Source organism: Stenotrophomonas sp. GD04054 (assembly GCF_029836955.1).
GTDB lineage: Bacteria > Pseudomonadota > Gammaproteobacteria > Xanthomonadales > Xanthomonadaceae > Stenotrophomonas > Stenotrophomonas maltophilia_A.
Window position 1 is genome coordinate 15,301 of record NZ_JAOECR010000019.1, and the last position, 13,240, is coordinate 28,540.

At 67.2% G+C, this 13,240-nt stretch carries 11 protein-coding genes and 2 tRNA genes; 4 read left to right on the forward strand and 9 right to left on the reverse strand.

What is annotated here, in order from left to right; all coding sequences use genetic code 11:
- The first annotated feature begins 4 nt into the window (after positions 1-4).
- From argH to N7573_RS10950, 4 genes are read left to right on the forward strand one after another with little or no spacing between them, the layout of a single operon-like run.
- Positions 5-1,300, forward strand: coding sequence for an argininosuccinate lyase (gene argH / locus N7573_RS10935; RefSeq protein WP_279912572.1), 1,296 nt, complete (start codon positions 5-7; stop codon positions 1,298-1,300).
- Positions 1,300-1,563 (forward strand): YciI family protein, encoded by a 264-nt coding sequence (locus N7573_RS10940; protein WP_032129404.1) that lies wholly within the window; start codon positions 1,300-1,302, stop codon positions 1,561-1,563. Before argH ends, N7573_RS10940 begins: the two co-directional genes overlap by 1 nt.
- Positions 1,564-1,574: 11 nt before the next feature.
- Positions 1,575-2,732, forward strand: coding sequence for a glutamate 5-kinase (proB, locus tag N7573_RS10945; protein WP_279912573.1), 1,158 nt, complete (start codon positions 1,575-1,577; stop codon positions 2,730-2,732).
- Positions 2,729-4,000, forward strand: a complete 1,272-nt coding sequence (locus tag N7573_RS10950) for a glutamate-5-semialdehyde dehydrogenase (RefSeq protein ID WP_279912574.1) — start codon at positions 2,729-2,731, stop codon at positions 3,998-4,000. Before proB ends, N7573_RS10950 begins: the two co-directional genes overlap by 4 nt.
- 137 nt (positions 4,001-4,137) lie before the next feature.
- Here the strand turns inward: N7573_RS10950 and pgaD are convergent, their stop codons facing one another.
- The 9 genes from pgaD to cydB form a co-directional block, all read right to left on the reverse strand.
- Positions 4,138-4,608 carry a poly-beta-1,6-N-acetyl-D-glucosamine biosynthesis protein PgaD gene (gene pgaD, locus N7573_RS10955; RefSeq protein WP_032129407.1) on the reverse strand — a complete coding sequence of 157 codons (471 nt, stop codon included), beginning with the start codon at positions 4,606-4,608 and terminating at the stop codon, positions 4,138-4,140.
- Positions 4,605-5,861 (reverse strand): poly-beta-1,6-N-acetyl-D-glucosamine synthase, encoded by a 1,257-nt coding sequence (gene pgaC, locus N7573_RS10960; RefSeq protein ID WP_010486660.1) that lies wholly within the window; start codon positions 5,859-5,861, stop codon positions 4,605-4,607. The genes pgaD and pgaC overlap by 4 nt, the downstream gene beginning before the upstream one ends.
- Before the next feature lies 1 nt (position 5,862).
- Positions 5,863-7,749 carry a poly-beta-1,6-N-acetyl-D-glucosamine N-deacetylase PgaB gene (gene pgaB / locus N7573_RS10965; RefSeq protein WP_032129408.1) on the reverse strand — a complete coding sequence of 629 codons (1,887 nt, stop codon included), beginning with the start codon at positions 7,747-7,749 and terminating at the stop codon, positions 5,863-5,865.
- Position 7,750: 1 nt separating this feature from the next.
- A complete protein-coding gene (gene pgaA / locus N7573_RS10970; RefSeq protein WP_279912575.1) occupies positions 7,751-9,778 on the reverse strand; it encodes a poly-beta-1,6 N-acetyl-D-glucosamine export porin PgaA in 2,028 nt (675 codons plus the stop codon).
- Positions 9,779-10,121: 343 nt separating this feature from the next.
- Positions 10,122-11,327 (reverse strand): MFS transporter, encoded by a 1,206-nt coding sequence (locus N7573_RS10975; protein ID WP_279912576.1) that lies wholly within the window; start codon positions 11,325-11,327, stop codon positions 10,122-10,124.
- A 222-nt stretch (positions 11,328-11,549) separates the two neighbouring features.
- Positions 11,550-11,626: transfer RNA gene (locus N7573_RS10980), tRNA-Pro, on the reverse strand.
- Positions 11,627-11,766: 140 nt separating this feature from the next.
- Positions 11,767-11,843, reverse strand: a tRNA-Pro gene (locus N7573_RS10985).
- A 55-nt stretch (positions 11,844-11,898) separates the two neighbouring features.
- Positions 11,899-12,015, reverse strand: coding sequence for a cytochrome bd-I oxidase subunit CydX (cydX, locus tag N7573_RS10990; protein ID WP_005410354.1), 117 nt, complete (start codon positions 12,013-12,015; stop codon positions 11,899-11,901).
- 58 nt (positions 12,016-12,073) lie between these two features.
- Entirely contained in the window at positions 12,074-13,225 is a 1,152-nt protein-coding gene (cydB, locus tag N7573_RS10995) for a cytochrome d ubiquinol oxidase subunit II (RefSeq protein ID WP_279912577.1), read from the reverse strand.
- Positions 13,226-13,240: the final 15 nt, after the last annotated feature.

Here is a 13,240-nt window from a genome sequence, read left to right on the forward strand (position 1 = left end):
CCCCATGGCAGACCTTCTTTGGCAGAAGCCCGGCGTCGCTGTCGACGCACAGATCCAGACCTTCCTCGCCGGCGATGACGTGATCCTCGATCGCGAGTTTTTCCTGCACGACATCGCCGCCAGCGCCGCGCATGCGCAGGGACTGCAGCACATCGGCATCCTCAGCGCCGATGAACTGGCTGGCCTGCTGCGCGAACTGGATATCCTGGCGCAGGACTTCCGCGAAGGCCGCTTCGTGCTGGATACCCAGTACGAAGATGGTCACTCGGCGATCGAAGCGCGGCTGACTGAACGCCTCGGCGATGCGGGCCGCAAGATCCACACCGGCCGCAGCCGCAACGACCAGATCCTGGTCGCCACCCGCTTGTGGCTGAAGGAGAAGCTGCTGCGCGTGGCCCAGCTCAGCGCCGACGTGGCCAAGGTCGCGCTGGACCGCGCGCAGGCCGAGAAGGATCTGCCGATACCCGGCTATACCCACATCCAGCGTGCCGTGGTGTCCTCGGCCGGGATGTGGTGGGCCGGCTGGGCCGAGGCCTTCATCGACAACGCCATCCGCGCGCGCGACACCCATGCGCTGGTCGACGCCAATCCGCTTGGCACGGCTGCCGGCTACGGTGTGAACCTGCCGCTGGACCGTGAGCACACCACGGCCGCGCTCGGTTTCGCCCGCATGCAGATCTCGCCGATCTACGCGCAGCTGTCGCGCGGCAAGTTCGAACTGGCCGCGCTGGAAGCGCTGGGCGGCGCCACGCTGGACCTGCGCCGCATTGCCTGGGACCTGTCGCTGTTCACCAGCGCCGAGTTCGGCTTCGTCGCGCTGCCGGCGCAGTACACCACCGGCAGTTCGATCATGCCCAACAAGCGCAATCCGGACGTGATCGAGCTGATGCGCGCGACCCACGCCAGCGTCGCCGCCGCGCGTACCGAGATCGAGCAGCTGCTGTCGCTGCCGTCGGGCTATCACCGCGACCTGCAGTCGTCCAAGGGCGCCATCTTCCACGGCTTCGGTCGCGGCCTGTCGGCGCTGGAACTGCTGCCGGCGCTGCTGGCCAACCTGGAATGGCGCGACGACAAGGTTCGCGCGGCAATCGACTCGGGCATGTACGCCACCGATGTGGCGGTGGAAGCGGCGGTGGCCGGTGTGCCGTTCCGCGAGGCCTACAAGGCTGCTGCCGCCGGTGCCGACAGCGCAGGGCAGGGGCGTACCCCGGAAGGCAGCCTGGCCGCACGCGTATCGCCGGGTTCGGCCGCCGACCTGCGCCTGGACGAACTGCACGCGCGCTGGCAGGCGCTGTCCTGATGGCCGGCACCGTCTACCTGGTGCTGGCCATGCGCCGGCCCGATTTCAACGCCGCCGCCGTGCAGCCGCACCGTGACTTTCTCGATGCGTTGCAGGCACAGGGCAAGCTGCAGCTGACCGGCGGCTTTGCCGATGGCAGCGGTGGCGCCTATGTGCTGTGCAACGTGGACAGCCTGGCGCAGGCGCAGGCCATCGTCGCCACCGATCCGCTGGTGACGATGCAGGCCTCCGCGCTGACCGTGCACGAATGGAACACCCGCTGAGAGCCTGACCGATGATCCAGCACGCTGCCCTCGTCGCCTCGCCGTTCCCCGAACAAGCGCTGCCGCCGTGGCGGCGTGCGGTGCTGAAAGTCGGCAGCAGCCTGCTGGCTGCCGATGGCGGCGGCCTGTCACCTCGCCACGCGCTGGGCCTGGCACAGTTCGTGTCGGCCAATGTACTGGCCGGGCGTGAGGTGGTGATCGTCTCCTCCGGTGCGGTTGCGGCGGGGCGCGCGATCCTGCCGCGGGCCGATGAACCTGGTGCGGCGATGGCGGCGCGGCAGGCCCTGGCCGCGCTCGGTCAGGCCCAGCTGATCGGGCTGTGGCAGCGCTTCTTCGAGCGCCCCGTGGCGCAGGTGCTGCTGACCCACGACGACCTGCGCAACCGCCGCCGCTACCTCAACGCACGCGCCACGCTCAATGAGTTGCTGCGGCTGGGCGCGTTGCCGGTGGTCAACGAGAACGACACCGTGTCGGTGGACGAACTCAAGCTCGGCGACAACGACAACCTGGCCGCCACCGTGGCCGCGCTGGTCGATGCCGATGCACTGTTCATTGCCACCGACATCGACGGCCTGTACAGCGCGGACCCGCGCACCGTGGCCGATGCGCGGCCACTGCACGACGTGCCGGAACTGAGTGACGAGGTGCTGGCGATGGCCGGCGGCGCAGGGTCGCGCGCCGGTACCGGCGGCATGCGGACCAAGCTTGAGGCGGCGGCCAAGGCGGGTCGTCTCGGCATCGAGACCTACCTTTTCAACGGCCGCAGCAGCGACGTGGTGCGTGCACTGGCGCAGGACCGCCTGTTCGGCACCCGCATCCACGCCGCGCGCAGCCGCGAGGCGGCCCGCAAGCACTGGCTGCGGCATGCACCGCTGACCGAAGGCGCGATCGTGATCGATGCCGGTGCGGCACAGGCCATGCGTGAGAAGGGCGCCTCGTTGCTGCCCGGTGGCATCACCGGTGCGGAGGGCGCGTTCCGGCGTGGCGATATGGTGCAGGTGTGCTGGAATGCACCACAGGGCCGTGTCTGCATCGCCCGCGGTGTCAGCCAGTACGCCGCCGATGATGTGCGCCGGATCGCCGGTCGCCATTCGCGCGACATCGAGGCCGTGCTGGGCTACAACTACGGTGGCAGTGTCGTCCATCGCGACGATCTGGTGCTGCCATGACCGGTTTGAAGGACACCCCGATGAGCGAAATCGAAGCGCAGGCGCGTGCCTGCCGTGACGCGGCCCAGATCGTTGCCGGCCTCGACAGTGCGGCGCGCCGCACGCTGCTGCTGGCAATGGCGCAGGCACTGGAAGTGAATGCCGGGCTGATCCTGGCCGGTAATGCGCGTGACCTTGCTGCCGCGCGCGACAAGGGCGTTGGCAGTGCCATGCTCGACCGCCTGGCGCTGGACCCGGCACGCCTGTTGGCGATGTCCGAAGCCGTGCGTGAGGTCGCTGCGCTGCCCGATCCGGTCGGCCAGGTCACCCGCGACGATGTGCGTCCAAACGGCATCCGTGTGCAGAAGGTGCGCGTTCCGCTGGGGGTGATCGCGATGATCTACGAGGCGCGCCCGAACGTGACCGCCGAAGCGGCCGCGCTGTGCCTGAAGGCCGGCAATGGCGTGATCCTGCGCGGTGGTTCCGAGGCGATCCACTCCAACACCGCCATCGCCCAGGCGCTGTCCGGCGCATTGAAGGCCAACGGCGTACCGCCGGCTGCGGTGACCGTGCTGACCGACCTGCGCCGCGAAGCAATGCTGGAACTGCTGCAGTTGCATGAGCTGATCGACCTGGCCATTCCGCGTGGCGGCGAAGGCCTGATCCGCTTCGTCGCCGAGCATGCGCGGGTGCCGGTGATCAAGCATTACAAGGGCGTGTGCCATCTGTTCGTGGATGCCAGCGCCGACCTCGGCAAGGCCATTGACCTGCTGGTGGATGGCAAGTGCAGCCGCCCTGCAGCCTGCAACTCGCTGGAAACGCTGCTGGTGCACCGCGAGGTGGCCGAAGCGTTCCTGCCGCGCGTGGCGCAGGCGCTCGGCGAGCGCGGCGTGCAGCTGCGCGCCGATGCGCAGGCGCAGCTGCTGCTGCCGGGCAGCATGTTGGCCACTGAAGACGACTATGCCGCCGAGTTCCTCGATCTGGTACTGGCGGTGCGCGTGGTTGACGATCTCGACGCTGCCATTGCGCACATCCGTGCCTACACCTCCGACCATACTGAAGTGATCGCCACCGAAGACGCGGGCAACGCCGAGCGCTTCGTCACTGCGCTGCGCTCGGCGGTGGTGATGGTCAATGCGTCCTCGCGTTTCTCCGACGGCGGCCAGCTGGGCCTGGGCAGCGAGATCGGCATCTCCACCACGCGCCTGCACGCGTACGGCCCGATGGGGCTGGAGGCACTCACCGTCGAACGATTTGTCGTGCGCGGTGAAGGGCAGACCCGCACGTAGATCCACGCCATGCATGGATGCTCTTCGCGGTAGCCCCCGGTGCCGACCAAGGTCGGCACCCACCAGAGAGAACGCCGACCAAGGTCGGCATCTACCAAAGCAAGTGCCGACCAGGGTCGGCACCCAGGGCAATCGAGTTACACAACCTCGCGGCGGATGCCGATCGGCCGCGCGTGATCGTCCATGTGCAGCGTGGCGGCTTTGCAGCCCAGCAGGCGCTCGGCCAGCCCGGTGCTGGCCCCCAGGTCGGCGGCCACTTCGTTGAGGCTGGCCAGCGGCCGCGGCAGGCGCCGGTCGTGGCCGCGGAAGCGCGCGCGGTTGTACTCGGCCCAGCCGATCAGCAGTACGCTGGCGCACAGCAGCATCAGCGGCAACGCCACCAGCACATAGGGGTCGAACTGGCTTTGCCGTTCGTACAGCTGCTGCCAGGCCAGCTGGCCGCCGACCAGCCACGACACCAGGGTGACCAGTGGCGCCCACAGGTAGAAGTAGAACCCCCAGAACGCGAGGGTGACGAAGCCCCAGGCGGTGCGCTGGAAGCGTGGTTGGCGATGCGGCTTGCGGATCATCCGCGAGTCGAAGCGGTTGGACGGGCGTTGTGCGTTCATCGGATCCCCCGATCGGGACTGGTCCAGGTGGCGCGCTTGCTGCGACGGCGCAGCAGGGTTTTCGGCAACGCCACCAGGGTGGTGGAAAGGCTGATCAACCAGTACGCCATCGGGTACCAGATGACCCAGAAGTAGTTGCGTCCAATCTGTGTTTCGTAACGACGGTCGATGATCAGGCTGCTGGCGAACTGCAGCAGGCAGACCAGGGCCAGGATCACGCCATGCCACTCCGGCAGCAGGCTGGCGATATGCAGTTGCGGGGGCAGTTCGATGAACTTGCCCAGCGCCCACAGCACCACGATGAACAACATGGTGTAAGCCCAGATCACGCTGAGCACGTACTCCAGCAGTACGCCCCACATGCGCCGCTCCTTCCAGTGCAGCAGCGAGCGGGCGTGGCGCAGCATCACCTCCACGCCGCCCTGGGCCCAGCGCAGCCGCTGCCGCCACAGTCCCTTCAGGGTTTCCGGCATCAGGATGAAGCATAGTGCGTTGGGTTCGTAGCGGATGTCCCAGTGCGCGCGCTGCAGCCGCCAGCTGATGTCGATGTCTTCGGTCACCATGTCATCGGACCACCAGCCGACCTGGTGCAGGGCGGTGCGGCGGAAGCCGGCGATCACGCCGGAGATGGTGAAGATGCGCCCGTAAACCCGCTGCGCGCGCTTGATCATGCCGATGATCGAGGAGAACTCGGCCACCTGCAGGCGTCCGAGCAGGGTGGAGCGGTTGCGGATGCGCGGGTTGCCGGTGACCGCGCCGACCCGGTTGCCGCTCACCAGGTGCCAGATCATCCAGTGCAGCGCGTGTTCTTCCAGCATCGCGTCGCCGTCGATGCACACCAGGTATTCCGAGCGTGCAGCGAGCGCCCCCATGCGCAGCGCATTGGCCTTGCCGAGGTTGCGGTCCAGGTGCAGCACACGCAGCCGTGGGTGCTTTGCCGCCAGGGCGTCCAGCCGCGCACCCGTGTCGTCGCTGCTGCCGTCGTCGATGGCGATCACCTCATAGTCGGCCGGGTAGCGCTGGGCCAGCGCCGCGCCGAGTGTGTCGTCGAGGTTCGCCGACTCGTTGTGGCAGGGAATCAGCAGGCTCGCGAACGGTGGATCGACCATCAGCGGCGGGTCGTTGCGTGGGCGCGAATGGCGTTCGCGCCGGAAGTAGTAATACAGGCCGCCCGACATCCAGAAGAATGCCATCACCATCGGGTAGTAGAAGGCGAACTGGAACAGGACCTGCAGCAACGGATGCATGTCCATGTCACTTCTCCGGGTACGGGAAGTTGCCGGCGGACATTGCCGCGCGGGCATCGCGGGTGGAGGGCTGGTCGGCGATGAAGTCGTCCGGGTACCAGGCGAAGTGGTGCACGCCCTGCGCCTGCAGCTGGCGGATCTGCGCGCGCAGTCGCTCGGCGGGAATCGGTTGCCCGCTGCGCCAATCGACGGTCTGCAGTTCGAACAGGGTGTGCTGCAGCTGTGGGTCATGTGCACGCACCGCGGCCAGCAGCTGGTCGAGCCAGCGCTCCGGATGCTTGCTGCCTTCCATCCACGGCATCGCCATCAGTGCGGTCTGGTCGTAGGCCTTGTTGAACAGGTCCAGGCGCTGCGCGAACCAGGCTTCGCTCTGCGGGCGCAGCACCGGCTCCGCGTACAGGTTGCGCACCGTGGCCAGCTTCGGCCGCCAGCGCTGCGCGCTGTTGCGCAGCGCCAGGGTGAAGTCGATCAACGCCTGCGTGCGTGCGCTGCCCCCATCGCCGGCCGCCAGCGTGGGCAGCTCGGTATCGCGCAGGTACCCATCGTCATGGAACAGCAGGCCCTCGAAGTAGGAGTTGACCGCCAGATCCTCGTAGAGGTCGAGCATGACCTGGCGCGCCTGGGGATTAGTGAAGTCCAGCCGGTACATGCCATCGGCATCGCCGTTGCGGATCGCCAGCGCCTTGCGCTGCACCGGGTCGGGCAGCTCGAAGCCGAGTACCGGCAGCCATGCGTAGACCTTCACCCCCGCACGCGATTTCAGCTGCCAGGCGACGCGACTGAACAGGTCCGCGCGCATCGGCATGTGGCGGTTGGGGAAGTACAGTGCATCGGCGGTGTTGTTGCCGTCCGGATCGGCGAACGCCTGCAGGTAGACGTGCGTCGGTGCGATGCGCTTGACCCGCTCGATCAGTGCATCCAGATTGCGCGCCTGCTGTGCGGGCTCCGGATCGTAGACATCATCCAGGTCGATCTGCAGGGCACGGATGCCATCGAGCGCGACGTCGCGGCGCAGCTCGTAGGCCAGCCCCTCCACGGTCGGGTTGTCGCTGACCAGGAAGCGCGCCAGGCCATGCAGGTCGCTGGCCACCGGCGTGCTGCGGCCCTCCAGATCGAAGGACACCGGCATGCCCAGCTGCTCGGCGATGTCGTTGCTCAACTGGTTGTAGGCCGCGTATGGCCAGACGATGGCGCGCGGGCGCACGCCCAGGTGCTGCTCGATGCGCTGCACGCTGCGCGAGAGATCGGCGCGCAGGCGTTGCGCGTACTGCGCCTCGCTCTCATAGCTGCGCGTGGCGGGGTTGTAAACGCGGGTCACGACAGCCGGGGTGGAGTTCCCCTGTGGGTTGGCGAGCACCCCGTGGTGCAGGTCGTCGGTATGGCTGGCCACTTCGATCAGGCCGCTGTCGTGCATCTGCTTCAGCTGTGCCCAGGTGATGAAGTCGTCGCGGCCGAACGGCCGGTAGCCATAGTCGATGGTGCGGCCAGGTGCCATGTCCACGTAGTCGGTGATCACCGCCACCAGCGCCGGATAGCGGTAAGCCTGCAGCAACGGGAAGGCCTTGTCGTAGACGCTGCGCAGGCCGTCATCGAAGGTCAGCAGTACCGGTTTCGGTGGCAGCGTGGCGCGTCCCCGGGAGGCGTCGATCACCTGCGACAGCGACACCGGGTGGTAACCGTGTGCCCCCAGCCAGTCCAGATGGGCGGCGAAGTTCTGCGTGCTCACCGCATAGGTATCGGCATCCCCCTTGGCTGCGACCTGGTCGCGGATGTCGTGGTAGCTGAGGATCAGCAGGCCGTTGTCGATCGCATCGAGATGCAGGGCCTGCTGCGCGAAGGCCGGCGGCGCAGCCGACAGCAGCAGGAGCACGATCAGGCGCAGGATGCGGGTCATGTCAGTCTCCCCAGCGCAGTGCGGCTTCGAAGCCGATATGGCGTTCGCGATGGCCGTCGTAGACCGGCCGCGACCAGCGCACGCCATACTCGAACACGCGGCCCTGGCCCAGCTGCCACTCGTGCATGTATGACACCGACGGCACCAGTGCACTGCCGAAGCCGTCCTGCCAGTAATCGCCCAGCGAGACGGTCAGCCGGTGGCGGAAGTGGCGTTCGTAGTGGCGCCACAGCTGCTGGTCGACGCGCAGGCCGATCTCGACCATGCGATCACGCTTCGGGTTGAAGTAGGGAGCATCATCGCGGCTGCCGCGACTGGTGTAGGCACTGCCCAGGCCATCGATCAGCCACCGTGGGCGTGTCAGCAGCCGCTGCTCGACGCGGGTGCTGAACAGTTCGCGATGGTTGCCATCGTCGTAGCGGAAGCGGCTGGCGCCGAACATCCAGTGCGTGCGTTCGCTGCGCCGGTAGTCGACCTGCGCGCTGACGCTGTCGGCAGTGATGCCGGCCACGCGCGCCTGCATTGATGCATCCGGATCATTGCGTGCGGCGGTCAGTCCGGCATGCCAGTGGTCGTTGAACTGCCAGCCCGCGCCGACGCGCAGGCCGGTATCACCGATGTGGTCGTTGGCGCGCAGCACTGCAGCTTCCGCATCCAGACGGCCGAATCGGTAGCGTACGCCCGCGCCCAGCCACAGCGGGTCGATGCGCTGGTCCTGGAAATCGACCGAGCGCCGATCGGCGAAGGCGAACAGCCGCCAGCGATCGTCGAGTACGGGTGTCTGGACTTCCATGCCATAGCGGCGGTCGTCGTTGCCCAGTGGCGAGGTGCCACCACCGCCGGAACTGCGTCCGATGTCGGTCCATGCCTTCAGCTGCCAACCGCGGTGCGCGCGCCAGGCCTGGTCCATGCGTTCGACGGCGGGCTGGGTGGGGTAACGCGCGACCAGATCGTCGTGCAGCGGTCGCGCCAGGTCATCGCGTTGCAGGGCGACGTAGGCTTCCTGCATGCCCAGCCGTGGCTCGATGTCGCGCGGGTCCAGCGCATGCGCCATCTGTTGCCGTTGCAGCGCCCTGCGTGGCCAGCCGCGCATCATGTACACGCTGCCCAGCGCGCTCTGCAGGCCGCCGTTGCCCGGTGCGATGTCGACCATCGATTCCAGATCGCGCTGCGCGGTGGGCAGGTCACCGCTGTAGGCGCGCACCATCGCCAGGTTGAGGTCGGCTTCGTAGCGCGACCAGTTTGGATACGGCGACTTGCCGTTGCTCCAGCGCCAGGCAGGTTCCTTGTCGCGCCACGCCTGCAGCAGGTCGACGGCCTTTTCCTGCTGCTCGTTTTCCAGGTAGGCGTAAGCCAGTTCCGAATGCGAGGCGTCGCGCGTCGGATCGCCTGCGACGGCCGCCTGCAGCACCGGAATGGCTTCTTCCGGATGCAGCGTGCCCATCAGCGAATCGCCGACCGCAGGCAGAACATAGTCGGGCAGGGCATGGCCTTCAGCCTGCAGTGCGCGGGCTTCCTCTCGCACCTGCGCATGGCGGCCCAGCCGGTTGAGCAGGATCAGCCGGTCCATGCGGATGCGCAATGGCGCCTGCACAGGTGGGGTGCCTTCGCTGCCCAGATAGCGCTGCATGCGCGCCAGGGTCGATTCGGCTTCTTCCAGCCGGCTGTCTTCGCTGCTGCTGTAGGCCAGGCTCCAGACCACCAGCCTGGCCAGGTAGTCGCCTTCGATGCGTTGCTTCTGAGCAGCGTCGAACAGTTGCGGGCGCTGCTGGTACAGCTCCCAGGCGCGCCAGGCATTGCCGATGTCGCCCAGGGTCAGGACGCGCAGCTTGAACAGCAGGTCGTCGTTGGGCTGCTGCTGGCTGGCGCGCTCGATCGCGCCGAGCGCATCCAGCCAACGGGCCTGGTCGCGGTAGCGGCCGATCTCGGCCAGGGCCGCCTCGCGGTCAGGCGGGGCAGCGCTGCTGGCCCAGGCCAGGGCGGTACAGGCAAGGCCGACGCAGAGCGCCAGCCGGCGGTGGACAACCATTGGGGACCCCCTTGGCTTCCGAACCAGACAACCTGAAAAATGTGACGCACATCACATGCCAGATTTTGGGATGGCCGTGGCCTGCGTCACTCCCCTCGCGAACTCCCATCCAGCAGGGATGGGCGAAACCAGGACAGCGACCTGCAATGTCTTGTCTGAAACGAGAGTCCCCCGCACACCGAGTGGTGGCCTGGGCGGCGCTGCCGCCCCCATGCCCGATGCCGGCACGCGGCAAGGATGGGCATTCGTGGGCACTATCCGCCCGGAATTGTCAGCCCGGCGTCAAAATGCGCAGACGGGCTGACGAGCGGTAGGTGGGGCCGGTTGCGAGGCCCCACGTGGCTTACCAGAGGTCTTCCAGCTTGCGCGGCCTGCAGGCCACCCAGGAGGCGCACAGCATCAGGGTGGCGCAGCCGAACAGGAAGCTGAATGGGACCGTCCAGCCGTCGCTGACGGTGTGCAGCCAGCCGACCAGGAACGGCCCCAGGCAGCTGAAGCTGTAGCCCACGCCCTGCATGAACCCGGACAGCGCGGCCGAGCCGGTGGGGGTGCGGGTGCGCAGGTTGATCAGGGTCAGCGCCAGCGGGAAGGTGGACGGACCGACGCCGAGCAGGCAGGCCCACAGCAGCGGCGCCTTCATCGGGGCCACAAGCAGGCCGGTGAAGGCGATCACGAACGAGAAGAAACCGATCAGCACCAGCGGGAACGGGTTCTGCAGGCGCACCGCCATCGACGGAATGACCAGCGACGGCAGCAGGCCCAGTGCCGAGAACACGGCGACCATCACGCCGCCGAACGCGGGCGTGCCACCGGCCTCGACCACGATGCGCGGCAGCCAGGTGAACATCGAATAGGTCATCAGCGAGGTCATGCCGAACATGAGCGTCATGCTCCAGCCCAGCGACGTGCGCCAGACCTTGCCGTGCGGCTGTGCGGTGGGATCGGTGGCGTCGGCCTGCGGCTTCGGTGCGCGCCTGGCCAGCAGCAGCCACGGCAGGGCGGCGGCCAGCGCCAGCAGCGCCCACATGCCCAGCGATACGCGCCAGCCCGCAGCATTCGCCACCGGCACTGCCAGCAGCGCCGGCAGCATCGTGCCCAGCTGCAGCACGCTGATGTACAGCGTGCTCATGGTACCAACCTTGTTGGCGAAATAGCGCTTCACCAGCGGCGGCACCACCACGTTGCCGATGCCCATGCCGGCCAGTGCAACCACCGAACCGAGCAGCAGCGTGCCGACGTTGCCGGCGCTGGAACGCAGCAGCAGGCCGGCCATCGCCATCACCATCGCCAGCAGCGTGGTGCGTTCCAGGCCCAGGCGCCGCGCCAATGCCGGCGTGGCCACGCCGAACAGCGCGAACGAGGCGGTCGGCAGCATGCCCAGCACGCCGGTCATGGTGGTGCCGAAGCCGAACTGCTGGCCGAGCACGTCCAGCAGCGGGGTGATCGAGGTGACCGCAGTGCGCAGGTTGACCGCTGCCAGCAGGATCGCGGCAAACGCGAGGACACGGCCGTGCAGCAGCGACGGCGAATCGGAAGGGGAGGAACTCATCGGTGGTCCTTGCAGGTGTCGCACGCCGCAGCAACGGCATGCAGCGCCGGCATCGGTCTACGCCGAAGCGGCAGGTGGGGGTGGGGGCTGCAGGAGGGCCGGCAGCGCGGCCATTGTACGTGCGCTGCGCGGCAAGGTCCCGTCACGCGGGCGGCCTGGCGCTTGATACAAAAAAACCCGGAGGACAGTGATGTCTTCCAGGCTTCTTGGTGACCACCGAAGTGGTCGGGGAGACAGGATTCGAACCTGCGACCTCTACGTCCCGAACGTAGCGCTCTACCAGACTGAGCTACACCCCGAAGGGAGCCGCCTATTCTAGCGATTCACCCCGATGGCGGCAAGGGGTGAATGCTGTTTTCTTCACACTGCGGAAGCAGTGCCACTTCAGGGAACAAAGAAGCCTGGACGACTTCACCAGGCTTCAATGCGACCACGTGAGTGGTCGGGGAGACAGGATTCGAACCTGCGACCTCTACGTCCCGAACGTAGCGCTCTACCAGACTGAGCTACACCCCGAAGGAGCCGCCTAAGATACCGTGTGAAGGCCGGGGCGGCAAGGTTTTTTTACAGCTCAGCGACGATTTTCTTTCTCGATACGGTTCTGCTCGCGGGCTTCGAACCACATGCCGTTGAGGATAGCCACCGTCGAGGCGAGGCCGGCACCGAGAATCCAGGCGAAATACCACATGATCAGTCTCCTTCATTCCGGGTAGGTGCCGACCGTTGGTCGGCACACGTGCAAGCAATCAATACGCGTTCGGGTTGTTGCCCATCTCTTCGGTGGTGGTCTTGCCCTTCAGCACGCGGTACACCCAGGTGGTGTAGGCGAGGATGATCGGCAGGAACACCGCCGTGGCCAGCAGCATGATCCACAGGGTCAGGTGGCTGGACGAGGCGTCCCACACGGTCAGGCTGGAGGTGGGCTGGCTCGAGGACGGCAGCAGGAACGGGAAGATCGCAAAGCCGACGGTCAGGATGATGCCGGCGATGGCCGCACCGGAGGCGATGAAGGCCAGGCCGCCGCGACGGGCACGCAGCAGCACCGCACTGGCCAGCAGGCCGGCCAGGCCGAGCAGCGGGGCCAGGATCGTGGCCGGCATCGTGCTGTAGTTGCGCATCCAGCCACCGGCGGCGCCGAGTTCGGCGGTCTTCAGCAGCGGATTGGTGGCGCCATCGGTGACCACCTGCGAGGTGATCTGGTAACCCGGCAGGCCGAAGGCCACCCAGGCGCCACCGACGGCGAACAGCACGAAGGCGATGATCGCGGCGATGCTGCCGAAGCGGGCCGAACGCTCGGCCACCGGGCCATCGGTCTTCAGCACCAGCATGGCGGCACCGTGGGCGACCAGCATCGACACGCTGAGCAGGCCGGCCAGCAGTGCGAAGGGCATCAGCAGGCCGAAGAACGAGCCGGTGTAGAAGATGCGCATGCTGTCATCGAAGTGGAACGGCACGCCCAACACCACGTTGCCCACTGCCACGCCCATGATCAGCGCCGGGATGAAGCCGCCGATGAACAGCGCCCAGTCCCAGGTGTTGCGCCAGCGCTCGCTGGGCATCTTGCTGCGGAACTTGAAGCCGACCGGACGCAGGATCAGGGCGAACAGGATCACGAACATCGCCAGGTAGAACCCGGAGAAGCTGACCGCATACAGCGGCGGCCAGGCGGCGAAGATCGCACCGCCACCGAGCACCAGCCATACCTGGTTGCCTTCCCAGACCGGGCCGATGGTGTTGATCACCAGCCGGCGCTCGGCATCGTTGCGGGCGACGAAGGGCAGCAGGGTGCCCACGCCCAGGTCGAAACCATCCATCACGGCGAAACCGATCAGCAGGATGCCGAGCAGCAACCACCAGATCACGCGCAGCGTGGTGTAGTCCAGAAGAATGAAATCCATCTTGGTTCTCCTGCC